Raw genomic sequence first — 26,498 nt, forward strand, 5'->3', positions numbered from 1 at the left:
ATCTGATTAATAATAAATTAACACTTTATAATAGATTTTGTCTATTGCTGTTTTTTAATACCTAAAACGATAAATAATTGGGCAATTGAGTAGGTAAGCATAATGCTAATGCCAGAAAAAGGTAAAGGTTCATAAAATTTATTTAAGGCCAATAAACTATCCGAAGTTATAAAAAAAAGTGCACCTAAAAAAACAAAAAAGTAACTACTTTTTGGAACACTACCCTTTCGTAAAAAAGCTGTTATTACCATTGATAAAATTACAATCATATAAATGATAACTGGTACTAATAAATCCCCTAAACCATCTTTTAAAAAGTAAAATAATCCAGCTGCATAAACGAGTAATATAATGGTTAATAATACCGTATTATTTAAGTTGTTTTTCTTTTTTAAAAAAGTAAAGACATACATAATATGAGCTAATAAAAAGGATACTAATCCGCCTATAAAAAAGGTAGTAGATGCATCTGCAAAAATTAAAAGCACATCTCCAAAAAGAGATAATATTAATGCTAAAAAAGTAAACAGCCTAGTTTTATTATCGAGGTGCTTTCCATAATTCCAAAAGAAAAAAATAAGCGATATTAAAATAAGTGGTTTGGTTAAATAATGAAATGTTGTTAAGGTTTCAATATTATCACAAACTAATTCAGCAATAACAATAATTAAGAAAATTAATGAGAATGTTTTTTCAGTTTTGGAAAGCATACAAATGATTTTATCAAATATATTCAATTCATCATTAAAATTTTACAATTCAGTTAGTATTAGTTTTTTCAAAACGGTATATGCTTCAATTTTGCTTCATCAATTAAAAACGAACAAACCATTTACCAAATGAAAAATCTATTATTAATTTTAAGTTTAATTATTTCAAGTCAGTTTTTTGCCCAAAGTGTTATTAATGGAAAAGTTACCGATAACAAAGGTTTACCAATCACAGGAGCAAATGTTTATTTAGATGCTACTTACGATGGTAGTACAACCGATGAGAATGGTTTATTTTCTTTTAAAACAGAAGAAACAAGCACTCAAACCTTAATTGTATCTTTTCTGTCTTATGAGACATTTACAATGGTTGGTGACGTTTCATATATGAAAGATTTAACTATTAAACTTAGAGAAAACATTGGTACTTTGGATGCTGTGGTTTTATCTGCAGGGACATTTGCAGCTGGCGATAATAGTAAAGTAAATGTGCTAAAGCCTTTAGATGTTGTAACTACAGCAAGTGCTTTGGGCGATTTTGTTGGTGCTTTACAAACATTACCTGGTACAACCACAGTGGCCGAAGACGGGCGATTATTTGTTCGTGGTGGAGAAGCCGAAGAAACTCAAATATTTATAGACGGTATTCGTGTGTTTACACCCTATTCACCAACAACTAATAATACACCAACTCGTGGTAGGTATTCACCATTTTTGTTTGATGGCATTACATTTTCTACGGGTGGATATTCAGCTGAGTTTGGTCAAGCACTATCAAGTGTTTTGTTATTAAATACTATTGATGAGCCAGATCAAGAAAAAACAGATATAGGTATTATGAGTGTTGGTGCAACACTTGGAAACACTCAAAAATGGGATAAAAGCTCGCTAAGTGTTAATGCATCTTATATAAATTTAGCGCCTTATATTGCTTTGTTTCCAGATAGGAATGATTGGAAAAAGCCTTTTGAAACACTTTCTGGAGAAGCCGTATATAGAAAGAAAACCGATTCAGGGTTATTTAAACTTTATGGTGCTTTTGACACTACAAATTTTGAATTAACTCAAGAAGATATTAATTATAGTGAGGGTTTAGATTTTAAACTAAAAAACAAAAACCTATATTTTAATGGTTCATATCAAGGTGTCTTGAATGAAAATTGGACTTTATTTGGAGGTTTAAGCTATACTCACGGAAATAACAATATCAATATAATGGATAGTGATATTAAAGATTCAGAAAACTCAGTACACGCAAAACTTAAATTTAAAAATAGAATAAGCAACCGCTTTAAGCTTTACTTTGGAGCTGAGTATTTTGCAACAGATTTTGACGAAACCTATAGTGATGATATAGTTAACCCGGTAACCTATGGTTATAACGATAATATTGCAGCTGCATTTGCAGAGGCAGATATTTTTGTGTCTAAAAAGCTAGCTTTTAAAACAGGAGTACGTGCAGAATATAGTGAGCTTTTTAAAGACTTTACTTTAGCCCCAAGATTATCATTGGCTTATAAAACTTCAGGCAAAAGTCAATTATCATTAGCATATGGTAATTTTTATCAAAATCCATCAAGCTATATTTTGAAGTTTAATCAAAATTTAAAACCACAGAATACATCACATTATATTTTTAACTATCAATATAATGCTGATAGAAAAATATTTAGGGCTGAAGCTTATTACAAGAAGTATGATAATTTAGTTAAGTTTAATGATGAGTTTCCAGATTTTAATAGCACTTATAATAATGAAGGTAATGGTTTTGCAAAAGGTATTGATTTCTTTTGGAGAGATAGTAAAAGTATCAAGAATTTTGATTATTGGTTAAGCTATTCATTTTTAGATACCAAACGAGATTACAGAAATTATCAAACTGAGGCACAACCAAACTTTGCGAATACGCATAACCTTTCGGTAGTTGGTAAATATTGGATTAATGATTGGCGCAGTCAAGTAGGATTTAGTTACGGTTTTGCTTCTGGAAGAACATATACCAATCCTAACAAACCTGGGTTTTTAAATAACAAAACAAAAGCCTATAACAGCTTAAGTGTGAATTGGGCATATTTAATAAGTCCGCAAAAAATACTATATGCTTCGGTAAACAATGTATTAGGTTTTAAAAATGTTAACGGTTATCAATATGCAAATACTCCAAATATAAATGGCGATTTTGCAAGACGTACGTTACAGCCTGCAGCAGATCAATTCTTTTTTGTTGGCTTCTTTTGGACGATTAGTGAGGACAAAAAAAGCAACCAATTGGATAATTTATAGACCTATTCCTTAACCGACATGTTTATATATTTTTGATCAAGTGCTTTGGAGTCTTTATACTTTACTCGTAATGCCTCAAGTTCTATTTTTAGCTCTTTTACTTTGTCGGCATAATCAGGATTGTTGTATACGTTATTCATCTCTTGTGGATCTTTTAAACGATCATAAAGCTCCCATTCATTTATATCATGATAAAAATGTACTAATTTATATTCCTTATTGACTATACCATAATGCCTTTTAACCGTATGTTCTCCAGGATATTCATAGTAATGATAATAAACAGCATCGCGAGTCCATTTTTCATTTTCACCTTTTAGTAAAGGAATTATACTTTCGCCTTGCATGTCTTCAGGAGCATCAATTAGTGCGGCTTCCAGAAAGGTTTGAGCAAAGTCTAGATTTTGTACCATTTCATCGTTTGTTGTTCCAGGTTTTATTTGATTTGGCCAACGAATTAACAACGGTGTTTTAAACGATTCATCGTATATAAAGCGTTTATCAAACCAACCATGTTCCCCAAGATAGAAACCTTGATCTGATGTATAAACTACTATAGTGTTTTTAGCTAAACCACTTTCGTCTAAATAATCTAAAACACGACCAACATTATCATCAACAGATGAAATGCAACCTAGATAGTCTTGCATATAACGTTGATATTTCCATTGCATTTTTTCCTTATCATTAAGCGTAGGCCAATTGTTTTTAAACCATGTGTTAATAGAATCTATAACGGGGTCGTATAATTTTCTTTGTTCTTCATTAAACCTACTGTAAGCACGGTTAAACCCATTAATAGAAGGCACTTCTGGTTCTACGCCACCCATTTCATCAATCGTTTTGGGACTTATTTTTGAGTCATGACCATATTTCATATGAGTTAACAAGTTCATCTCTGCTGTTTTTGCTGCTGTTCCTCTATTGGAATAATCATCAAAAAGCGTCTCTGGTTCTGGGAATGTTTTTTTAGCAAACTCCTTAAATTTTTCTGGATTTGGCCACCATGGTCTGTGAGGAGCTTTATGTAAATACATCATCATAAAAGGCTTTTCCTTGTTTCGTTTTTTGTCTAGCCAATTAATAGTAAAATCTGTGATAATATCGGTTACATAACCTGTAATGGTAGTGTCTCCTTCTTTAGTTATAAATTTTGGGTTTAAATAATTGCCTTGCCCTGGTAAAATCATAAAATCATCTACGCCTTTAGGGTTGTTACCAAAATGTAATTTTCCATACATAGCAGTTTCGTAACCCGCTTTTTGAAAAAGTTGAGGGAACGTAACTTGAGTAGTATCAAAAGGCATTAAATTATTAATCTTCCCATTTATATGAGTGTGTTTCCCAGTAAGAATTGTAGCTCTTGAAGGTGCACAAATAGAATTTGTAACACAAGCATTAGTAAACAACATGCCCTCGTTTGCAATTCTATCAATATTTGGAGTCTTTATTAGCTTGTCTGAATATGCGCTAATGGCCTGATAAGCATGATCATCAGACATGATAAAAAGAATATTTGGTCGTTGCGGAGTGGTTTTTTCTTTTTTAGAACAAGAACTTAAAGTTAAAAGTCCAATTAAAAAAAGGGTAAACGCGTAGTTAGTTTTTGCTAAACTCATATTTAAAATAAAATTAAGCATCTAAGATAGTAAAACTTAGAAATTAATTATATGAAAATCATATATGATAAATGTCATAGTTATTCAGTTTGATTCTTAATAATTTTAATGGTATAAAATGTATGAGTCATGAAACCAAAAAAGAACCCAGAAATAGAAATAGGACGAAATAGCAGCCTATATTTTGCTATAGGTTTAAATTTAATGTTATTTATGTCATGGCAAGCTTTAGAGTATAAAACTTACGATAAAGAAATAGCAAGTATAGATATTGTTGAAGTAGATGAAGAAGTTGAAGAGGAAATTCCTGTTATAAATATAAATACTCCGCCACCGCCACCGCCACCAGTAGCAATAACTGAAACTATTGAAATAGTTGAAGATGCTGAAGAAGTTGAAGAAACAGTTATTGAAAGCACAGAAACTGCACTAGATGATGCTATAGAGGAACGGGTAGTATCTGTAAGTGATGTTGATGTTGATGAGGTAGAAGAAGAAGTAGAAGTTCCGTTTGCAGCTATTGAAGATGTACCAGTTTTTCCTGGTTGTGAGGGCAAATCTAGAAAAGAAATGAAAGATTGTTTTCAGAAAAAAATACAAGAGCATGTAGTTACAAACTTTAGGTACCCACAAACAGCTATAGATTTAGGAATTCAAGGACGAGTATCTGTAATATTTGTGATAGATTCTAACGGAATTACTACTAAAGTAAGATCTAGAGGACCAGATAGAATTTTAGAAAAAGAAGCAGAAAGAATTATTGGCCTGTTACCCAAAATGATACCAGGTAAGCAGCGAGATAAGCCCGTAAAAGTAAGCTATGCTATACCCATTTTCTTCAAATACCAAGAAGGTTAATTGGTTTTGTAAATGGTTTTAATCAATGTGAAAAAAGGCAATCTAAGAATTTAGATTGCCTTTTTAATTCCAATGTTTTATTGCATCATTATGTAAAATAACTTTTCTAAATTCGGTTGGTTTTTTATTGTTTAGTAATTTTAATCCATCACTGGCATCAATCAATTTTCTAAAGTTTTTCTCACTAGCTTTATATTGCTTTATATTTTTATATGTTGTTATAAGCATAAAAGTATAAGGTGTTTCAGCCGTTGGGATAGTTTCTAAGAGCTGATAAGATTCAATATAATTTTTTTCAATGGCTTTTATGCGTAGCTGCTGCCAATTGTTTTGATAATAAAAAAGAGCTTCTGCTTTATTTTCATTTAAAACTTGCACATAATCTATCATTGAAATATGATTTGATTGTTGACCTATACCTGAGTAACCAGAAATAAGTAAAATAAAAAGAATAATTTTTTTCATGATTATTGGTTTTTAAGCTTGTCTAGTTTTTCTTTAGAGTAGTTATTTCCGCCGCCAGTGCTTAAGGCTTTCTCATATGCCTTAATAGCTTTTTTGGTTTCTTTTACAGATGAGTAATAATCTCCTAAAGAATCATAAACATTAGATTTATTAGGATAATTTTTTACATTCATTTTAAAAAATGCTAATGCTTTTTTGTTCATTTTCTGATTCATGGAGCCATATCCCATTTGATTTATTAAATCTTCGGGAGGTAAAATTGAGTACCCCATTTTTGTTGAAACATTTTCATAATGTTTAGTTACATCAGAAATAACAATATCTGCAGAAATATCTGGACTCATTATCTTAGGAATTAAATCATTTCCAATATCATACCATGAAAAAATAAAATGGAGCGCATCATAAGTAGTTATTAATGGTACAGATCCGTGAGAATCATTTTCGTAATATTTATAACCAAAATCCAATTGACTAGAAGAATTTGGTACCACCTTTTTAGAAAACTCTAAGATGTCGCGTATATGTTGAGTTGTTCCAGTTGTATCTTGCATTACGGTGCTTATTTCCTTATCAGGACCCATAGTGTTTGCTATACCTACAAACAGGCTTTCTTTTGATAAATTTTTGTTATTCAATACAGTTTTCGCTTCTTCTAAAGTTGCTGAATCTGCCCACCATAGACTTGGGTCTATAGCCACATAGCTATTAAATATTCCTGGACGTTTTAATAATGTGTTTATTACTGTTAACCCTCCTAAAGAATGGCCTATATATGTTCGGTATGGCGATGTCGGGTATTTGCTATCTATATACGGAATAAGTTCTTTTTCTATAAAATCCATAAAATTGTTACCTCCTCCAGGGCCGTTATTATTTATCTCACCAGAGTTTAAATTATTTTCTGGAGTTGGTGTTAAGTCTCTCATACGATTTGTATTTGGTATTCCAACAACTATCATTTTTGGAACAATAGTATTACCATTTACAGAGCTTAATTGATGAATCATACCTGTTACTGAAGAAAAATGTGCATTACCATCTAATAAATAAACTACAGGATATTTTTCATTAGAGTTAACATTTCCATCCGGTAAATGCACCCATATTTTTCTAAGCTCATGTAGCGCGTTTGATTTAATACTATCAACTATTCCTATGGTTATTTTTTTATGTTCTACTTGTTGCGCTTCAACTTTTATAATTGATATGACGAAGAACGTGCAGAAAATAAATATTAGCTGTTTTTTCATAATTCGAGAAGAGTTAAATTTTCTTCAATTTAATAATTATTGATGGTGAACAATCGCAGTTTAACATTTCATCAACAAAAAATAACAATTCGGTAAGTCATTTTTTTTAAAACAAGCCATCTACTAGATATTTGTTGCATAATTAAAACCTAAAAACACAAATATGAAACAATTAATCTTTGGTCTATTACTAACCATAACAAGCTTTGTAAGTGCTCAAACTGACACTCAAGATATTATTGTTAACATTTCGAATTTTGATTCTAATGAAGGTAAAATTATGGTTGCTCTTTACGACTCTGAAGACACCTTTTTAAAAACAGTAAAAAAAGGAATGATAGGAGTTATTGAAAATAAAACCAGTACGGTAACATTTAAAAATATTCCAGATGGCATTTATGCTATTTCTGTTTTTCATGATGAAGACAATAATGGAAAATTAGAAACTAATTTCTTAGGAATTCCAAAAGAAGATACAGGAACATCTAACAACGCGCCAGCTAGATTTGGACCTCCAAAATGGGAAGATGCCAAGTTTATAATCAAAGGCAAGTCAATTACATTAAATATTAAACTTTAAAATAGAAAAATGAAACATTTAATCATCATCGCAACACTTTTAGTATCAGGAGTTATAAATTCTCAAACTAATTATGAAAAAGGAATGCAAAAGGCTTTTGAGCTTTGGGGCAGCAACAAACCTACAGAAGCAATAAACTTATTTGAACGTATAGCCAATGCAGAGCCCGATAATTGGTTGCCTTCATATTATGCAGCACAAATAAATATTGTGAATAGTTTTGGAGAAAAGGACGAAGAAAAGCTTTCTGCACAACTTAAAAAAGCACAAGATTTAATAAACGACGCCACAGCAATATCTAAAGATAACCCAGAAATTTTAGTGCTTCAAGCTTTGTTGCATACGGCTTGGGTAGCTTATGATGGTGCAACTTACGGCATGACGCTTTCTGGCAAAGTGGTTGAGTTATATGCAAAAGCAAAGCAAATTGCACCAAAAAATCCACGGGTAGTATATTGTAAAGCAGAGTGGGATATTGGTGGAGCGAGTTACTTTGGGCAAGATACTACACCATTTTGCAAAGATTTAGAACTAGCCTTAGAACTTTTTGCTAACTTTAAGCCAGAAACACCTTTTCATCCTAATTGGGGTAAAGAACGTGCGGCGCAAGTATTAAAATCTTGTAAAAAGTAAGAGTTAATATCTATAAACTAATAGCATGACAAAATCAGTTAAAAATATATTAATCACATTCATTATAGGGTGCTTGGTCTTTGTAGTTGGCAATGTAATTTCAGACGGATTTAGGTTTGAAAGCGCTAACGAGTTTTTAATTGAATTTGTTTTCTATCAGTTGTATTCTTTTGTTTTAGGATACTCTAATATGTATTTTTTCGATTATTTCAATAATAAGATTAATTGGAAAAAAGGAGATACAGTAAAGCGCTTTGTTTTAGGTATTATAGGCTCTACTGTTATTACATTAATTGGCTTATTCTTATTGCGCATGCTTACGTCTTTAAGTTTAGAAGGCGAATCATTTAATCAGTTTATAGAAAACGAAACATGGAGGCCTTATAAGTTTGGATTATGGATAACCTTAACCATTGTAATCATCTTTCATGTTGTTTATTACTATAATAAGTACCAGCAAAACAAAATAAAAGAGCAAAAAGTAATTGCAGGAACAGCGAGTGCTAAGTTTGACGCTTTAAAAAATCAGTTAGACCCACATTTTCTTTTTAATAGTTTAAATGTATTAACCAGTTTAATTGAAGAAAACCCAGATCAAGCACAAAAATTCACAACGTCGCTATCAAAAGTATATCGCTATGTTTTAGAACAAAAAAATAAAGAACTAGTAACGGTTGATGAAGAGTTGCAATTTGCTAAAACCTATATGTCTTTGCTAAAAATGAGATTTGAAGACAGCATTGTTTTTACCATGCCAGAAAAAGCATTAAATCCAGAAAGCAAAGTAGTACCGTTATCGCTACAATTGCTTTTAGAAAATGCTGTAAAACACAATATGGTAACCTCAAGTAAGCCGTTGCATATTAAAATTTACGAAGACCAAAACAATTTAGTAGTCGAAAACAATTTACAACCTAAACAAATCGTAAAAAAGAGTAGTGGTGTAGGTTTAAGCAATATTATGCAACGTTACGATTTACTAACCAACCGAAAAATAAATATAAACAAACAAGCAAATAGGTTTGCAGTAGCCATACCAATGCTTACAAAACAAATATCAGTCATGAGAACAGAACAAACACCAACAAGATTAGACGACAGCTATATGCGGGCACTTAATCACGTTGACGAGCTTAAAGGATTTTATTATAGCCTAATATCGTACTGCTTAGTCATTCCATTTTTAATATTCATCAATTACAGAACTTTTTGGGGATTCCAATGGTTTTGGTTCCCAATGTTTGGCTGGGGTATTGGTTTAGCAATTCAAGCCTTTAGGGTTTTTGTAAACGATGGTGCCTTTGGCAGAAATTGGGAAAAGCGTAAAATGGAAGAATATATGAATGATGAAAAAAATAACTGGGACTAAAATTAACAATGTAGAAACATCCATAACTAAAACTTGATACTCAAAAAAACGATTAAATGGATGTAGCATGTGACCGATGAAAAATAATAAGTAAAAACACATGAAAAGATTACCAGATTTTGAAACCAACAAAAAAGCGATAAAAGCTCGCAAACGTATCGAAGATATAAAAGGCTTTTATCAGCACCTCCTAGCATATTGTTTATTTACTCCGTTTACAATTTTTATTAACTATAAAACCTATTGGGATTATAAATGGTTCTGGTTTTCAATTATAGGTTGGGGTATAGGTTTAATAATACATGGATTCACTGTTTTTGTTCAAAAAGGAGTATTTGGGCGCCAGTGGGAAGAACGCAAAATTGAAGAATTAATGCGTAAAGAAGAAAATAAGTGGGATTAACCATTAAGATTATGGAAAATTATAAATTAGAACAATACGAAAATAAAAGTTATCAAAAAGAGCAAGCTTACTTGCGCGCCAAAAAGCGTGTAAAAGAGCTCAAAGGTTTTTATTGGCATGCCTTCTGGTATGTTGTAGTAAACGTTTTTATTATAACTATGGTGGCAATCAATTCAAATAATCAGGATTTTTGGCATTTCGGAACATTTACTACAGCTTTTTTCTGGGGCTTAGGTTTAGGCTTTCATGCCTTAAGTATATTTGGTAAAGACTTGTTTTTCTCTAAAAACTGGCACGAACGCAAAGTAAAAGAATATATGGATAAAGATAAAAAACAATGGAATTAGGGCGTTCCTTTTTAGGTCGTGCTTTCCACCGCATCTTTTTTTCGTGACTCAAAAAAGGATGAGTTTGTCCTAGCGCAATCGAAGGATTTCAATCACTAACGCAAACAAGAACTAATAAGAAATGAACGTAATAATTATAGAAGACGAAAAACCATCAGCACGACGTTTACAACGTATGCTACAAAAATTAAATTTAGAAGCCGAAACCATGTTGCATTCCGTTGAAGAATCTATCGCATGGTTTCAAAACAACACGCATCCAGATTTAATATTTTTAGACATTCAATTAAGTGATGGCTTATCGTTCGAAATATTTGAAACTATCGATATAAAGTCTGCCATCATTTTTACCACAGCTTATGATGAGTATGCACTACAAGCCTTTAAGCTTAATAGTATCGATTACTTATTAAAACCTATTGATGAGGACGATTTAGCTATAGCCGTAAAAAAATATCAAGAACGTGCGCCACAGAAGCAAGCCGTAACTTTAGATTTTAACGATATTAAAAAATTGCTTGTAAACCCCATCGATAGAGAATATAAAAAGCGTTTCTCAGTAAAAGTAGGTCAACATTTAAAACTTATTAATATTGATGAGATTGAATGTTTTTATAGCGAAAACAAAGGCACTTATTTGTATACAACTGCAGGGCGAAATTATTTGTTAGACACCACTTTAGAGCATTTGGAAGACGAGCTAGAACCACAAACCTTTTACCGCATTAACCGTAAGTTTTTTGTAAATATAAATGCTATAAAAGATATGGTAAGTTATACCAATTCGCGTTTACAAATTAAACTAAACTCATATAACGAGCAAGATGTAATAGTAGCTCGCGAGCGAGTTAAAGATTTTAAAGCGTGGTTGGAGTAAATTTTGAAGGTTCGTTTAATGGTTTTATAATTTTTCCGATATTATCTTTGAGCTATTCGGCTCAAACATTTCTAATGGTATAGTCTTGATTTCAATTGAGGAGGCTTCTTGAATAGCCTTAAATAATGGATAAAACTCAGTTTCATTTCGTATACTAATTGATTCAGACTCTTTAACAAACAGATTCCAAAATCCGTCCGTATAATTCTGATATAAATTTGCGTTTAATTTATATTTTGGATTAAAATAATATTTGCCCCTAAAGCTTTGAAAAAAAGATTCAGGATTAGAAGGCTCGTAATTCAAAGTTATGGACTCACACATTTCTCCCAATACTTCTTTACTATCATTAGTATTTCTTTTTAATTCAATAAGTTTATTCTTTTCAAGTCCAAATTTAGTTTTTGAAATGGTATCTACTTTTTCAAATTCAGTATAGGAATATCCTTCATCAAGCCTAACAATAACTTTCATCCATCCAAGCTCTCCCTTGGCATGATAAATCATTGCATATCTATCTTCCCTTACATAAGCAGTAAAAGAATCTCCGAATTCCTTTGCTAAATATTCAGCAGGAATGTTAGCATTTAGAGGTTGGTATTCTATTTTATAGTTTAATTGACCTTCAAAATATTCTTGTCCGTAAATATTTGATGCAATTAGTAATAAAATGAGCTTAGTTGTTAGAAAGTATTTTTTCATTGAAGGTTCGTTTAACGTGTTCGTGTATGATTAGTTGCGGAAAAGGACGCGAGTCATTTTCCGCCGTAACCGAAAGATAATTAATAAGATTGAATTTCCGAGAGGAAATTCAGCCGCAATTAATTATACACGTTGTTAGACATAGTTTTTTTATTAGAAAATACTCTATTCAACTTCTGGCTTTTTGGTTAAGAATTCATTAATTGCTATAAAGTTTGAAGCGAGCTCATTCGGACTTACTTCTAATTTAAAGTAATAATCACCAGTCATTTCGCAAGCAATTGCATAAATTGATTTCTCATCTGTTAAATCTGGCTTTATTCTCCAAGTTTTTGAAAACTCATTTGTGTCAGTAATTACATTTTTTTGAAAAATCTCATCTGAAAAGGGTACACCCTTATAAAACAAATCAACCCAAGGAATTGTTTCTTTAATCCCATCAGTTAAACTATTGTTATTTTTTAAGTGAAATGAATAAAAAACTTCAAAGTTTGAATGGAAGAGTTTGTGAAAAACTTTTGCTATAAAATCATCATCTTCAGGGCTCATTAAAATTTCAACGTGATAGTCTTTTGTATAATAATTTTCTGATAATTGAATGTAAAGGAAGCATTTTCTTGTTGTAGCTATTTTCATTGCTTCAATAGAACGTCTCAATTGCCAAAGTCGATATCCATACTCATTCTTATAATATCCTATATCTTCTAGCTTCTCATAAAATTTAGTAGTTAAAAGATTAGACTTTGGTACGGATAACTTAAACGCTTTCTTAGTAAGTGTTACAGAGCTTTTACTTATTTCTTGCCAATAGGCCGAATTAGTTGATTTATCATATAAAATTAAAATAACAGGAATAGAATGGCTTGACCAGTAACTTAAATGTTTCTTACTGCCTCTATAAATAAAATCTGCATCCTTTTCTTCACTAAAAAAACTTTCACCAGATTTTATTTGAACACCTATTAAACGACCTGTAGGGACTATATTTTTAACTAATGGATGGATTCTTGATGTAATCTCTACAAATGCATCAATCCCAAAATCATTTACAGGTTGTTCGCGAAAAATCCATTCAAAATCTTCTACAAAAATTTTGGCTACAGAAAACACTCCTATCCTTTCTTCTTTGTTGAATGTCAATTTGTATGTTTCTTTAAATTATGCCTAATGTTTTTTACGGATATGCGTCGTTTTAATACTGAAATAAATTCAGCACATGTGACTTATATCCGACGTTAAACGAAGTTAGCTAATTTTTCTGACAAAGTCAATAAGAAAAGCATACAAACATTAGCCTTGCATTTTTTAAAATAGATATTTAATTTTTCCGTTTACGAACTGCAAATTCTAAATTAGCTGCACCTAATAATCCATCGCCACTTACACCTTCTATTTCGCCTAAAAACGTGGTATTAATATCAGAGCAATAAAACTCTATAATGGCTTCGCCTTGTTTGTTAGTAATAATATCTGGTTTCCAAAACAGGGTATTTCTATAATCAGGGAAGGGATCATTTATAGTTTCTTCATCATAAACCGGTTGGTAAAATTCCCGCTTGCCATAATAGCCTTTTATTCTAATAAGGTTAAATCTAGACATTAAATACTCATCCGTTATTTTACGTTTTTTATATACTACTGTTTCGCGTATTTCTTTACGCTGATTATTTTCGTAATACTCGCTTACATATCTAGAGTATGTTTGCCCCTCAACAGGTAATTCGTTTCCTGGCTCATAAGGATGAAACGGGCAGTTTAATGTTTTGCAGGGCTCTGCTATCCAATCTATAATTTCTAATCTTAAAATACTATCTAGTTTTCCCAAATATTTATCACGAGACACCCGCTTCTTTTTTGTTTTAAGCACCACTTCATCCAACTCTTTTATATCTGCATAAAGTTTAAAAGGTATAACCTGCTCTTCTTCTAAGTTTTTAGGATGGTATTCTGGGTAGTAGATGGACTTCGTTTTTCTAGTCGTATTAATTGATTTAAACCAATTGTTGTTAATCGTATATAAGTATTTCTGTTGTGGCGAAATCATAAGTTTAAAGTAAACATAGTTGCGCTCTCCTAGTTTTAAATGATTAGGTTTAACTTTAAACATACCCAATGAGTCTAAAAGAATAAACTCACTTGGGTTTTTAAGCTCAGAATTAGAAACATTAATTACTGGTGTACCTAGTAGTTTAGAATCTTTATTTTTCTTCTTTTCTTTATTAGTTGCTTTACCAGTAATATCATCAAAAACTACTTGTTTTTTGTGTTTTAAAGCTTCTAAATTGGTTTCAGACCATACATAACGCCTCCAACCTTGGGTTAATAAAAGTAAATCTAAATTTTCTTTTCGGTCTTTATTTTGCTCATCAAAATAGTAGGCAGGATTATAAAGTTTCCCTTTTAGCTGTGTAGATAAAAAATAATGACTCTCTATGGTTTTTGAGTCTTGCTTATTTTTATAAATACGGTCAAAAATACTTAAGCTTAAATGCGCCATTACTGGGTTTCCATTCTCGTCTGTAACCTGTATTTTTAAAGTGCCTTTATCTCTAGTTTTATATTCACTTTTAAGCAAACTTGTTTTTATATTAAGTTTTCTATCCGGATTAACATAAATTAAGCGTTCGCATATTGGCTCAAAATTTTTATTAAATAATGTTACCTCTGCTATCCCTTGGGGTAAATCTGTAATAGGAATTTTTATTTTTAAGTTTTTTTCTAATACTGCTGTTGCTAAATTGTACGCAATACCTCTTGATTGCACTCTTATATGTACGGTTTCCTTTTTTAAACTAGGGTTTTGAGAAACCTTAAAAATTAGGTTTTCTTTTGTTTGAGAAATTAATCGCATCACTTTCCCTTGACTATAAATTTTAGGAATAGAATAGGTTTCTTGCTCTCCTTTTTTTGAGAGTTTTATATGATAACTTTTGTTTGTATTGGGAATAAATAGAAAGCTTCCCATACCCAAATGTGTGCTTTTAAAATGCGTTAAAGGCTCATCATTTTCGTATAATACACCTGATACATTTACAGGATGCCCTTTTGAGTTTACCGCTTTAAAAGCTAATCTGCTTTCAATACCATTTACTAAATTTCCACCTTCAGGAAACGTTACAAACTGAAATATACTATCCTGTTTTTTCTGATTTGATTGAGGAGGTTTGTCAGCTATGCTTTTTAATACTTGAATTTTTCTAACCGCATTAAACGCACCAGAATCTTTGTAAAAAGAATTTGCGCTGTATGCCGTTAGTGTGTATGTGCCTGGTTTTAACGTGTCCTGTAAAAATAAATGTCCATTTACAAAGCCATTCTCTATTTCGTACTTTTCTTCCCATACAGGAATATCTTGTTCGTTATTCAATAATTGAACAAATAAAATTTTGCTTTTGTTAGATGGCGTTAAGTTTTTTGAATCTAGTACATAAGCTTTAAACCATAAATCTTCTCTGGTTTCGTATATGTCTTTACTCGTTTGTAAATATATGGATTCGGAAGCTTTGTTATGCGATGCATGCTGTATCTGTTTTACAACATCAATGCTTTGAGAATTAATGGTTAATGTGAATAATATAGCAACTAAAAAAGCTGTCCTCATGTGCGTTTAAACATCTAAATAATTTAAAACTAAAATTATCACTTTTTTCTGACAATAACAATCTATTGCTATACGGCCAATCTATATAGTCAAATCAGTGTTGAATTTACTATCTAATTATCAAGGTTTTAACTTTTGCAGTCAGATCGAGCGTAGTCAGTTTTTATTAGGTTTTATACTTGAAAACATAGCATCTTACGTCGAACTGACGATATTTAATATGATTTTCTTTTAATCATTTTTACTGATAAGATTCGAATATCATTAATTGGTTTATCAGATTCATCTGTTTTGGTTTTCGCTATACTATCAACAATATTCATTCCTTTAACTACTTCACCAAAAACGGTATAGTTTTGATCTAGATGAGGTGTGCCTCCAATAGTTTTATAAACATCAGTATGGGCTTTTGGGTAATTATATTGTTTTATGTTTTTCAATTCAATTTTAGCCAACGAATCCATGTTATAGGAGTCAATCTTGTTTTTTAAAGTATTAAACAACAAGGAGTCTTCATCAGTTAAATCTTCTTCATTTATTAGCTGATTTCTTTTCATTAATCTAATGTACTCATCAACATCTGGTTTTATTTTAGAGCTATTAATCACATTATTTCTTGCAGACATAAAATTAACACGTTCTAACGCCTTATTTAAAGTACTATCTGTTTGTTTGCTTCTTTGTACAATATAAAATTGAAATCCACTGGAAGAACGACTTGGGTTGGCAATATCACCTTCTCTTGCTGCACCTATAGCGCCTCTTTTATGAAATAAATTTGGTCTAAACTCTGCTTCTAAAGTGTATGAGAGTTTTGGGTTACCATCGGGATTAAAAGATGTGTTAGGTTTACTGGTTGGATTTCCAGATTGAATCATAAAACCTTCAATAACACGATGAAATGCAATACTATCATAAAAACGATTATTTACTAATTTGATGAAATTATGTTGATGCTTTGGAGTGTCATCAGATAAACGAATAACAATTTTGCCAAAGTCTGTAATCATCTCAACATCTTTAGTAAGATCACTTTCCATGACACCTTCTTCAATCTTTTTATCACATCCTAAAAGAAGGAATAATAAACTCCCAAGGAAGAAGGTTATAATTTTTTTCATGCTTTTTTGCATCTATTTTTTTGCTAACCGTCGCATTGCTACCCATTGTTTTAGCATATCTCGTGCCTCTTGTGCCGGATATCCTAAAACAGTTTGTCCAGCTTTTACATTGTTCATAACGCCGGAACCTGCCCCTACAGTTGCACCAGATTCTATAGTGGTATGGTCTTTAATGGAAGCACTTCCACCAATAATAACACCATCTCCTAAAGTTACAGAACCCGCTAAACCACTGTGTCCAGCCATAATACAAAAACGTCCCATAACACTATTATGTGCTATTTGTACTAGGTTATCTATTTTACAGCCATCGCCAACAATAGTAGCGCTAAATTTAGCTCTATCTACGCACGAGTTTGCACCAATTTCTACATAATGCCCAATAATTACATTGCCAATTTGTGGTATTTTAACTAGTCCACGACCATCATCACTTGGTCGGTATCCAAAGCCATCAGCTCCAATACTTACATTGGTATGAAAAATACAGTGACTACCAATAATACAACGTTCGCGAATTACAGTTCCAGACCAAGCTACAGTGTTATCTCCAATAGTAGTTTCATCAAAAACACAAACATTTGGATATAAAATAACCCCGTTTCCTAAAATTACATTTTTACCAATGTAGCAGTTTGCACCAATTTTACAACCAGCACCTATAGTAGCCGTTTCATGAATTACTGCAGTAGGATGAATATCAGCTTCAAATTCTGGTGGAGACGGATTAAATAATTCTAATATTTTAGCCATAGCTAAATCTGCATTTTTTACTTTTATTAATGCACGATTTTCACCAGCTTCTACATTTAAATTATCATTAACAATGGCGGCACAAGCCTTTGAATCTCCCCAATACTTAACATATTTATGACTTCCTATAAAAGTGATGTGATTAATTTTTGCGTTTTGTAATTGTTCTGGCCCATCAATTTGTTGGTTAGTATGTCCAATTAATTCGCCTTTTAAAATATCATTAATCTCGTTGATTGTGTAAGAAATCATTTGTAGTTTTATTGGTTAGTTGATTGTAAATCTAACGGAAATAAAACAGAATTCCACCTTTTATTGAATGATATATTATTAAATAGTAACTCTTTGTATATAGTTACTGTGATTATTTATAAAGAGTTTTAAGTTAAATTGTATTAATGAGGCTAAAGGTTTAGTTGTTTTTCTTTAAAAGCGCATCCAATTCAAAATATTTATCTTTTATTATGCTTAAGGCAAAAGCACTAGCAGAAGCAGCTAATACCGAGTAATCAAACACACCTTTTATTCCTGTTGAAAAAGTCATAGTTAAAGCAAAGCTTAATAATAGAAACCCGCTAAGTTTTGCAAATAGTTCTGTTTTGTAACCAATAATAAGACAGCAAGCAAAAACGACTTCTAGAACTGTAGCTATAGTTCCTAATGTGGAAATTAAAGATTCTGGGACAATGGGGTTTATTAATGCTGTATATTCTAAAAAAACATCCCAACTATACCAAGTCGAAGCGTCTTTAGGCCAATAGCCTAATCTATCTGCCACCGCAGAAATGAAACCTAAACTTATGGCAGCCCTTAAAAACAATTTTATGATTTTTTCTTGCATGATTTATTGCGCTATTTTATAATGTCCTGGAGTAAATTGAAAGACTTTCATTAACCTATTCCATGTATTTATTTGTGTAATTGCCAATGTTAGGTAAGCAATATCTTGTTTATTAAAGTATTCTAAAAGTGGATTGTAGTCAGCATCAGAAATGGGAGCTCTATTTAATCGGGTTACAGTGTCAGCAAATTTTAAAACGACACGTTCCTTTTTTGAGAAATAAGGGGTTTCTTCCCAAACGCAAAGTGAAGATAAACGTAATTCGGTTTCACCAGTATGCTTTAATTCTTTGTAGTGCATATCAACACAATAAGCACAACCATTTTTTTGAGAAATTCTAAGTTTTAAAAGTTCTAATAATTGAGTTTCTAAAGGCGATTGCTTTAAAAAATCTTCAATGTCTCTTAATTTTTCAAACATTCCGTGAGGAATATCGTTATAGCTAATACGTTGCATAATTGTTATCATTTTTTGATTATGAAACAAAGTTAGATTTACGTATTCTATTAAAAATTAAGATATCTTAAGAAATAGGATTTTGAGGTGAATTTCACTCAAATAAATTACTAACCTTTTCTAAGTTCACTTAAATACTCTGGAGTAATATCTAAGTATGAAGCAATCATATATTGAGGTATCCGCTGAGCAAAAGAAAGGAGTTTTTTAATAAAAAAATCATAACGTTCTTTACTGCTCATTTTTGTGTAAAATTCGTTTTTACGTTCTATCGCAATTAGCATATTCTCTGTGGTAATTCTAAAAACACGTTCTAGTTTTGGAATATTTTGGTATGCTTTTTCTAGATTTTCTTTATTGATTGAAAGTACTGTTGTTTTTTCTAGTGCTTGCATGTACAACAAAGATGGTTTTTCTGTAATAAAACTTTCAAAACTTGTTGTCCACCAATTTTCAATACCAAAGTGAATAATGTTTTCATGCCCTTTATTATCAATATTAAAAAGGCGTATTAGACCATCTATAATAAAAAATTTGTTTTTACAAATGTCGCCTTCTTTTAAAAGAAATTCTTTTTTCTGAAATGTTCTTGGTGTAAGATAATTATAAAAACGATCTATTTCTTCAGAAGAAAAAGAAGCGTATCTGTTTAAATAGTTTTGTAATTGAGTTTTCATAAAAACTATTCTTCAATTCTGTTATCATCAAAAGCCGAGGGTAACAATTTAGGAATAAATTTAACGACTAAAGGGAGTAGTAAAGCACCACCTGGAAGTAAAAATATAGCGAGACTTGGTATTGATTTAAAAATGTCTAAAAGTTGTTCTTGTACCTTTTTTTGTTCGTCTTTATTCAAATCTCTTATTGTAGATTGAGAAATGAGTACCATAAGTTCTTTGCTATCTTTTAACTCTTGGTATAAGCGTTTACTATTTCTAGAAATAAGTTTTGTAACCATTTTGCTAGAGTTGTTGTAAAAACTTTTTACAATGTTTTTAGAACTTAATAGTGCAATATTATCTTTATGGGTGGTATAAAATTGATTAACTGATTCTATAGATAGATTAACCTGAGATGTGTTTACATTTAAGTCGTTACCCAATTTAATAAGAAACTGTTGTTCATCTTTATCAATGGCACGATCACTCCAAGTTGCCATACATGCTAAATCTAAAATATACTGTTTTTCTTGAGGCGTTTTTAATATGTTAATGGCATTGTTGTAACTAATATATGTGTTGTTTTGATACCTTAACGAAGACTCAAAAAGCTTTATTAAACTATCATCATATTGATTTATTGTGGATTTAGATTTTAAAACATCTAAAGAAATAGATTCAATAGTTGCTTCTAAATTTTTTATGTATTCATTCGAAATAGATTCATTTTTTAAAAACTCTTGATACGCTAATACATCAACAAATAATAAAGCATTAATAATAAAATAGTTGAAGTTTTTAGTGATAATATTATCATCAATTTGAATTCGTTTATGAATTATCTTTTCTAATTGTTCACTTGATTTTTTTCCACCTATAAGCTCTTGAAAAAAAGACATTTTATACTCATTAATGCTGGTGTAAAAGTCAATAACACTATCCACAAAAGAAAGTTTAGAGTTTGAGTTTTTATGTGCATATAAAAGTGTTAAACATAAATTGGTTTTACATAACTCTTCTTCAGAGAGATCAGCATTTTTAAAAGCTTGTGCAACTATACTCAAGTTACTACCATAAATAAAACCACAAGTTCTTAAGGCACTATAAAACTCATCTTCTTTATAATTTAAAAAAGAATTGTTTTGAGTAACTTCCTTTAGTAATTTTTTTATCCAACCTTGAGCCGACGGATTCATATGGTTATTTTAATTTATAGTGTAAAAATAAAAAAGCTGCCTTATAAGCAGCTTTAAATATTGATATATTTTAAAATATATACGATTAATTTTTACGGAGAAAGGTATTAACTTCAATAGCAACATCTTCCCAAGTTTTACTTACACCATCTGGTCCTTTATGTAAATCAAAGCATACCTTATTTAATGCATCTAAAGCCGCTAATGCATTCCAGTCTTTAAGGTTCATGGTGCCAGTCATACTTACACGTCTTTCATCTGTTATGCTGACAGTTAGAGGTAAATCATTGGTGACATCGTTCATAGTTATAGAAGCAACATAGTTGTTATCAACAAATTTAATAGTTCCTTTTAAGAACTCAGTATTTAGCATCGTACCAAAAAATGAGGTTTTTATTTTAGCATCGCGAGTATTGGTTGCATCATTAGTAAATAAACTGCTAACAGGAATTGAAAAGCTTAAATTATTTAAAGCCTCTTGTGGTGTAGCACCTTCTTTGTTTTCAAAGTTTAAAATTTTAAAGATTCCTCCAACAGGTTTTTTCTCAGTAGTTTTGTAAGCCGTCCATTTTACAGATGTTCCTTCTGGTTTAACAACAAATTTTTCAGCAATTACTGTTTCATCTGCAGATTTGGTTTCTTTCTTTTCATTCTTACAAGCCGAAAAACCTAGTGTTATGGCAATTAATAGAAAGCTTATTTTTTTCATTTTTAATAGTGTTTTTATTTATCCGAAAGTTAAGTTAATAATTAGCTAATTGCAAATATTCTACATGACATATATCATATTTTAAACCTATGCCGTATTGTATTTTTGTTTTATAAAAGTTAGGTATGTTAAGCAATTTAGTAAACAAGTATAATATTGCCGGACCGCGGTATACAAGTTACCCAACGGTTCCTTATTGGAATAATGAGACATTTTCTTTAAAAAAATGGAAATCGTCTTTAATCACATCTTTTAATGAAAGTAATTTAGATGAAGGTATAAGTCTTTATATTCATCTGCCTTTTTGCGAAAGTTTATGTACATTTTGTGGTTGTAATAAGCGTATTACAAAACAGCATAGTGTTGAGTCTCCTTATATTACTGCGGTTTTAAAAGAATGGTCATTATATTTAGAACTGTTTGACGAAAAACCAATAATTAAAGAAATGCATCTTGGTGGAGGCACACCAACCTTTTTTAGTCCTGAAAACTTAAAACGGCTTATTAACGGTATTTTAAAGACATCCAAACTTGCAAAAAATTACGAGTTTAGTTTTGAAGGACATCCAAATAATACCACGAGAGAACACTTACAAGCACTTTATGATGTTGGTTTTAGACGTGTAAGTTATGGTGTACAGGATTATAATGAAACAGTGCAAAAAGCAATACATAGAATTCAACCTTTTGAAAACGTAAAACGAGCAACACAACTTGCAAGGGAAATTGGATATACTTCTGTAGGACATGACATTATTTTTGGTTTACCATTTCAAACTTTAGATCATGTAAAAGAAACCATATTAAAAACTAAAGAATTGCTTCCTGATAGGTTGGCTTTTTATAGCTATGCACATGTACCTTGGATGAAAGGGAATGGACAACGAGGTTTTAAAGATACAGATTTGCCATCGGCAGAATTAAAAAGAGCACAGTACGAATTAGGTAAAGAACTACTTGCTAAAGTTGGTTACCAGGAAATAGGAATGGACCATTTTGCTTTAACTACAGATAGCCTTTATCTATCTATGCAAAGCGGAGGTTTGCATAGAAATTTTATGGGTTATACGGCATCAAAAACACAAGCTATGATTGGGTTGGGAGTATCCTCTATTAGCGATAGTTGGTATGGTTTCGCCCAAAATGTAAAAGGAATTGAAGCATATTATCATTTAATAAATGAGAATATAATTCCAGTATATAGAGGGCATATTTTAAATGAGGAAGATTTAGTTATAAGAAAACATATTCTTAATTTAATGTGTCAATTTAAAACCTCATGGAATGAAAATCATCTTTATTTTAAAGAAATACCAGAAGCATTAATGCAATTAAAAGAAATGGAAGCTGATGGACTCCTTAACATAAGCTCGAATAGTATTGAAGTAACTAAAGCAGGACAACCATTTGTTAGAAATGTTTGTATGGCTTTTGATGTATTATTACAACGAAAACAACCCGATGTACAGTTGTTTTCTATGACTGTTTAACATTAAAACACTAAAACCATGAAAAAAATTATTGTGCCCATAGATTTTTCTAAACATTCAGAATTTGCTTTAAAAGCTTCAGCAAAATTAGCAAAGAAAAACAATGCTGAACTGTTAATATTACATATGTTAGAAATGTCTGATATCATGCTAAATGCAACAGATGGATTGCAAAATCAAAAAGCTGCGTTTTTCTTTAAGTTAGCAGAACAAAAGTTTAATGATTTTCTTGATAAAGATTATTTAAAAGATATAAAAATAACTCCAATAGTTAAGCACTTTAAAGTGTTTAGCGAAGTAAATGATGTTGCGCTAAAGCATGATGCAGACCTTATTGTTATGGGGTCTCATGGAGTAAGCGGAGCAAAAGAATTTTTTATAGGATCAAACACAGAGCGAGTGGTACGCAACGCAGATATACCAGTTTTAGTTGTGAAGAATAATTTAAATCAAATAGATTTTCATGATGTAGTTTTTGCTTGTGATTTCTCTGAAAAGTCAATAAAAGCTTATTTAAATGCATCAAAATTATTCGATAAAATGGGGTCTAAGGTTTATTTGGTTTATGTAAACTTACCTAATGACAGGTTTAAAAATTCATTAGAAATTGAACGCCTTGTGGTTAACTTTTTTACTAAAGCAGATGGGAATTTAGATAAAATGAAAGATGTTCATTATGTATCTGATTATACTGTAGAAGATGGTATTTTAAACTTTTCTATAAAAATGGGAGCAGATTTGATTGCTATGCCAACTCATGGAAGAAAAGGGTTGTCTCATTTCTTTCAAGGTAGTGTTGGAGAAGATGTTGCAAACCATTCAACCTTACCAGTAATTACTTTTAAGATTTAGTTAGTATAAAATCTTATTGAAAACTAGGGAATAATAAATCTATTGTTCCCTTTTTTTATGGCGTTTAATAATTAATGGCAATCAATTGCACTCGAAGCTATTTCAGTAATAGGAGCAGGGGATATGTAAGGAATACCTAATCCTAAGCCTCTAATAATAAATAGCAATCCAATTACAACAACAAAAACAGGAATAGCTTTTTGGATACGTTGTTTAATAGTGGCGTTTAAAAATTTACCTAAATAAATGGCCGACGTCATAAGTGGAATAGTGCCTATGCCAAATAGCAACATATACAAACTGCCTTGAAAGGCATTTGCAGTTGTTATAGATGCAAAAACAGCCATATAAACTAAACCGCAAGGTAAAAACCCATTTAAAAAACCGATGGTTAAAAAGGTGTCAGAAGTTTTCTTTTTTAGAGCTTTTCCTAGTGCAGACTTTACTTTAGAAATTATTTTATAGATAGGTTTTGAGAAATTGTACTTATTAAAAATGTGTAGAGGCGTTAGTATCACAACAATCATTATAACACCTATTATAATTGATAATTGTTGTTGCAATCCAAAAATATAAAGGCTTTTGCCAACGAAACCAAAAATTAACCCAATGATGCTATATGCTAATAATCTTCCAAAATGATAGATAGAAATTTGTATTATTTTTTTTGTAGAATTACTTCTGTCTACGGGTAACATAAAAGCAATAGGGCCACACATACCAATGCAATGAAAACTTCCTAAAAGACCCAATATAATTGCAGACCAAAGCATTACTTTAAATTTTAATACACAATTTCTTTTTTGAATAAATACGATTTACCGTTATATTCCCAATCTACTTTAATGTTCCAACGACCATCTAATAAACGTTTGTCAGGTATGAGCAAATTATGGTTTGACAATGAAATAGCAGTATCAAAGTCAAATTGTTTATTGGATGGTCTATATAGGAACACTTTTCCTGAAATTTTTTCTGCTTTAAGTGCTTCAGGAAATACTATTAATATACCGTCGTTGGTTTTTTTCCAAGTAATATTTGAGGTTAAATCTTTAGAGTTTTTTTCTTTGTCTATATCATTTTGAAACTCTAATTCTTGTTTATAATAATCTTCAGTTACTAAATCATGATCATATTTTGCATCAGTATGCATAGTAACAATAAAATACATGATAAAGCTAATAAAGCCAATAAAAGCTAATACAATTCCTGTTCCCCAATTAAATTTCATAATCTTTATTTTTTAAAAACTAACAGCTAATTATAGCTTCTTGGTGCTAAAAAGTTTACTGTAGTGGTTTCAATGAGTGTATCACCACTATATACATCAATGGTTAGTTTGTTTTTATCTCCTTTTAATTCGTTTTTATCAATTTCAATAAATAATGTACCTTCTGCTAAACCCTGTTCTGGTACTACAAAATTATTAGCTGCTGATACTAATTTAATTTCACCTTTATACTTTCTAAGTTTGAAGCTAATGTTCTCAATATTTTTTGATGTTTTATTAACTAATTTATAAGTGAAAACGTTGCTTATAATGGTACCTTCCTTATGTTCGTATAATTGTCCTGGTAATCGTAATACCCTAGCTTCTATATCATTTCTTAATGATAACATACCAGCTAAAACTCCTATAAGAATTATAAGAACAGCGATATAACCTTTCATTCTGGCGGTAAGCTTAAACTTTTCTTTTTTCTCTATTTCATTTTCACTTGCATACCTAATTAATCCTTTTGGTAAATTAATGCTTTCCATAATGTGGTCGCATTCATCTATACAGGCCGTACAGTTTACACACTCTAATTGCGTACCGTTTCTAATATCAATATTTGTTGGGCATACATGTACACATTGTAAGCAATCTATACAATCACCATGACCAAGTTCTTTTCGGTCTTCATTTTTTCTAAACTTTTTTCTACCACTTTCTCCTTCACCTCGCTTATGATCGTAAGCTACAACTATTGATTTGTTGTCAAGTAGCACGCCTTGTAACCTTCCGTAAGGACAGGCAATAATACAGACTTGTTCTCTAAACCAGGCAAATACAAAATAGAAAACTGCCGTAAAGATTATTAGAGGAAACATGGTGCCTAAATGCTCTAAAGGACCATCTGTAACATATTTTATAAGCTTGTCACTCCCAATTAAATATGCTAGAAATACATTAGCAATTAGAAAGGATATGACTAAAAATATAAACCATTTTAATAGGCGTTTTCTAATTTTCTCAGCATCCCATTTTTGCCTATCTAGTTTGCGTTGTTTGTTTCTGTCTCCATCAATCCAATATTCAATTCTGCGGAAAACCATTTCCATAAAAATGGTTTGTGGACAAATCCAGCCACAAAAAATACGCCCAAAGCTAACAGTAAAAAGCGCAATAAAAATAACACCTATAATCATTGAGATTACAAATAAGTGGAAATCTTGTGGCCAAAAAGGAAAACTAAAAATGTTATAGCGGCGTTCTAAAATATTAAACATTAAGAACTGGTTGCCATTAATTTTTATAAATGGTGCAGCAAATAAAAAAACAAGCAAAATATAACTTACTATTTTTCGCTTTTCATAATATTTACCACTTGGCTTTTTTGGATATACCCAAGCACGTTTGCCTTCTTCATTAATAGTGCCAATAGAGTCTCTAAACGATTCGTTTTCTGGTGCTTCCAAAGTGTTGTCTTTATTTTTTTTGTCATGCTAAGTAAAAAT

Annotated in this window: 27 protein-coding genes; 10 read left to right on the plus strand and 17 right to left on the minus strand. The window is 31.1% G+C overall.

Translation table 11 applies throughout. The annotated features are described in order from the left end of the window. Positions 1-41: 41 nt before the first annotated feature. Positions 42-710 (minus strand): lysoplasmalogenase, encoded by a 669-nt coding sequence (locus M3P09_RS05005; protein WP_249972256.1) that lies wholly within the window; start codon positions 708-710, stop codon positions 42-44. Between the two features lie 129 nt (positions 711-839). Here M3P09_RS05005 and M3P09_RS05010 point away from each other — a divergent pair, with 129 nt between their 5' ends. Next, positions 840-2,993: a TonB-dependent receptor gene (locus M3P09_RS05010; protein ID WP_249972257.1), complete on the plus strand. Its 2,154-nt coding sequence runs from the start codon at positions 840-842 to the stop codon at positions 2,991-2,993. A 2-nt stretch (positions 2,994-2,995) separates the two neighbouring features. Here M3P09_RS05010 and M3P09_RS05015 read toward each other — a convergent pair whose 3' ends face one another. Then, the gene (locus M3P09_RS05015; RefSeq protein WP_249972258.1) at positions 2,996-4,612 is read right to left on the minus strand and encodes a sulfatase family protein; all 1,617 of its coding nucleotides are present in this window, start codon (positions 4,610-4,612) and stop codon (positions 2,996-2,998) included. A 129-nt stretch (positions 4,613-4,741) separates the two neighbouring features. On the opposite strand from M3P09_RS05015, the gene M3P09_RS05020 reads away from it, so the two are divergent. Next, a complete protein-coding gene (locus tag M3P09_RS05020) occupies positions 4,742-5,470 on the plus strand; it encodes an energy transducer TonB (protein ID WP_249972259.1) in 729 nt (242 codons plus the stop codon). Positions 5,471-5,533: 63 nt separating this feature from the next. On the opposite strand, the gene M3P09_RS05025 is transcribed toward M3P09_RS05020, so the two are convergent. Both M3P09_RS05025 and M3P09_RS05030 read right to left on the minus strand, forming a co-directional pair. Then, a complete protein-coding gene (locus M3P09_RS05025; protein WP_249972260.1) occupies positions 5,534-5,935 on the minus strand; it encodes a hypothetical protein in 402 nt (133 codons plus the stop codon). Positions 5,936-5,937: 2 nt separating this feature from the next. Further along, on the minus strand, positions 5,938-7,188 hold the full coding sequence (locus tag M3P09_RS05030) for an alpha/beta hydrolase-fold protein (protein ID WP_099564300.1): 1,251 nt from the start codon (positions 7,186-7,188) through the stop codon (positions 5,938-5,940). 163 nt (positions 7,189-7,351) lie between these two features. Between M3P09_RS05030 and M3P09_RS05035 the strand changes: the two genes are divergently transcribed. The 6 genes from M3P09_RS05035 to M3P09_RS05060 all read left to right on the plus strand — a co-directional run bounded on the left by M3P09_RS05035 (position 7,352) and on the right by M3P09_RS05060 (position 11,397). After that, complete coding sequence (locus M3P09_RS05035; protein WP_249972261.1) at positions 7,352-7,768, plus strand: DUF2141 domain-containing protein; 417 nt, start codon at positions 7,352-7,354, stop codon at positions 7,766-7,768. A gap of 9 nt (positions 7,769-7,777) precedes the next feature. After that, on the plus strand, positions 7,778-8,401 hold the full coding sequence (locus M3P09_RS05040) for a 2-hydroxyacyl-CoA dehydratase family protein (protein ID WP_249972262.1): 624 nt from the start codon (positions 7,778-7,780) through the stop codon (positions 8,399-8,401). Between the two features lie 25 nt (positions 8,402-8,426). Continuing rightward, positions 8,427-9,770: a histidine kinase gene (locus M3P09_RS05045; RefSeq protein ID WP_249972263.1), complete on the plus strand. Its 1,344-nt coding sequence runs from the start codon at positions 8,427-8,429 to the stop codon at positions 9,768-9,770. Positions 9,771-9,870: 100 nt separating this feature from the next. Then, a complete protein-coding gene (locus M3P09_RS05050; protein ID WP_099564296.1) occupies positions 9,871-10,173 on the plus strand; it encodes a 2TM domain-containing protein in 303 nt (100 codons plus the stop codon). Between the two features lie 11 nt (positions 10,174-10,184). Further along, positions 10,185-10,520: a 2TM domain-containing protein gene (locus M3P09_RS05055; RefSeq protein ID WP_099564295.1), complete on the plus strand. Its 336-nt coding sequence runs from the start codon at positions 10,185-10,187 to the stop codon at positions 10,518-10,520. 121 nt (positions 10,521-10,641) lie between these two features. Next, positions 10,642-11,397: a LytR/AlgR family response regulator transcription factor gene (locus M3P09_RS05060; RefSeq protein ID WP_099564294.1), complete on the plus strand. Its 756-nt coding sequence runs from the start codon at positions 10,642-10,644 to the stop codon at positions 11,395-11,397. A gap of 24 nt (positions 11,398-11,421) precedes the next feature. On the opposite strand, the gene M3P09_RS05065 is transcribed toward M3P09_RS05060, so the two are convergent. The 10 genes from M3P09_RS05065 to M3P09_RS05110 form a co-directional block, all read right to left on the minus strand. Beyond that, complete coding sequence (locus M3P09_RS05065) at positions 11,422-12,099, minus strand: hypothetical protein (protein ID WP_249972264.1); 678 nt, start codon at positions 12,097-12,099, stop codon at positions 11,422-11,424. 165 nt (positions 12,100-12,264) lie between these two features. Continuing rightward, the gene (locus M3P09_RS05070) at positions 12,265-13,239 is read right to left on the minus strand and encodes a DUF4365 domain-containing protein (RefSeq protein ID WP_249972265.1); all 975 of its coding nucleotides are present in this window, start codon (positions 13,237-13,239) and stop codon (positions 12,265-12,267) included. Positions 13,240-13,417: 178 nt separating this feature from the next. Continuing rightward, a complete protein-coding gene (locus tag M3P09_RS05075; RefSeq protein WP_249972266.1) occupies positions 13,418-15,700 on the minus strand; it encodes a hypothetical protein in 2,283 nt (760 codons plus the stop codon). Between the two features lie 215 nt (positions 15,701-15,915). Then, positions 15,916-16,821, minus strand: a complete 906-nt coding sequence (locus M3P09_RS05080) for a peptidylprolyl isomerase (protein ID WP_099564289.1) — start codon at positions 16,819-16,821, stop codon at positions 15,916-15,918. Between the two features lie 12 nt (positions 16,822-16,833). Beyond that, on the minus strand, positions 16,834-17,826 hold the full coding sequence (gene lpxD / locus M3P09_RS05085; RefSeq protein ID WP_249972267.1) for a UDP-3-O-(3-hydroxymyristoyl)glucosamine N-acyltransferase: 993 nt from the start codon (positions 17,824-17,826) through the stop codon (positions 16,834-16,836). A gap of 160 nt (positions 17,827-17,986) precedes the next feature. Continuing rightward, positions 17,987-18,415 (minus strand): DoxX family protein, encoded by a 429-nt coding sequence (locus M3P09_RS05090; RefSeq protein WP_249972268.1) that lies wholly within the window; start codon positions 18,413-18,415, stop codon positions 17,987-17,989. Between the two features lie 3 nt (positions 18,416-18,418). Beyond that, a complete protein-coding gene (locus M3P09_RS05095) occupies positions 18,419-18,883 on the minus strand; it encodes a carboxymuconolactone decarboxylase family protein (RefSeq protein ID WP_099564286.1) in 465 nt (154 codons plus the stop codon). Positions 18,884-18,981: 98 nt separating this feature from the next. Continuing rightward, positions 18,982-19,548 carry a Crp/Fnr family transcriptional regulator gene (locus M3P09_RS05100; RefSeq protein WP_249972269.1) on the minus strand — a complete coding sequence of 189 codons (567 nt, stop codon included), beginning with the start codon at positions 19,546-19,548 and terminating at the stop codon, positions 18,982-18,984. 5 nt (positions 19,549-19,553) lie between these two features. Further along, positions 19,554-20,726, minus strand: coding sequence for an LETM1-related biofilm-associated protein (locus M3P09_RS05105; RefSeq protein ID WP_249972270.1), 1,173 nt, complete (start codon positions 20,724-20,726; stop codon positions 19,554-19,556). An 85-nt stretch (positions 20,727-20,811) separates the two neighbouring features. After that, complete coding sequence (locus M3P09_RS05110; RefSeq protein ID WP_249972271.1) at positions 20,812-21,435, minus strand: YceI family protein; 624 nt, start codon at positions 21,433-21,435, stop codon at positions 20,812-20,814. A 125-nt stretch (positions 21,436-21,560) separates the two neighbouring features. On the opposite strand from M3P09_RS05110, the gene hemN reads away from it, so the two are divergent. Continuing rightward, positions 21,561-22,925 (plus strand): oxygen-independent coproporphyrinogen III oxidase, encoded by a 1,365-nt coding sequence (gene hemN / locus M3P09_RS05115; protein WP_249972272.1) that lies wholly within the window; start codon positions 21,561-21,563, stop codon positions 22,923-22,925. 18 nt (positions 22,926-22,943) lie between these two features. Continuing rightward, positions 22,944-23,777, plus strand: a complete 834-nt coding sequence (locus tag M3P09_RS05120) for a universal stress protein (RefSeq protein WP_249972273.1) — start codon at positions 22,944-22,946, stop codon at positions 23,775-23,777. 71 nt (positions 23,778-23,848) lie between these two features. Here the strand turns inward: M3P09_RS05120 and M3P09_RS05125 are convergent, their stop codons facing one another. From M3P09_RS05125 to ccoG, 3 genes are read right to left on the minus strand one after another with little or no spacing between them, the layout of a single operon-like run. Further along, a complete protein-coding gene (locus tag M3P09_RS05125) occupies positions 23,849-24,550 on the minus strand; it encodes a sulfite exporter TauE/SafE family protein (protein ID WP_249972274.1) in 702 nt (233 codons plus the stop codon). 11 nt (positions 24,551-24,561) lie between these two features. Next, positions 24,562-25,008 carry a FixH family protein gene (locus M3P09_RS05130; RefSeq protein WP_099564279.1) on the minus strand — a complete coding sequence of 149 codons (447 nt, stop codon included), beginning with the start codon at positions 25,006-25,008 and terminating at the stop codon, positions 24,562-24,564. 26 nt (positions 25,009-25,034) lie between these two features. After that, entirely contained in the window at positions 25,035-26,459 is a 1,425-nt protein-coding gene (gene ccoG / locus M3P09_RS05135; protein ID WP_249972275.1) for a cytochrome c oxidase accessory protein CcoG, read from the minus strand. Positions 26,460-26,498 lie beyond the last annotated feature (39 nt).

Source organism: Jejuia spongiicola, assembly GCF_023502325.1.
Taxonomy (GTDB): domain Bacteria; phylum Bacteroidota; class Bacteroidia; order Flavobacteriales; family Flavobacteriaceae; genus Wocania_A; species Wocania_A spongiicola.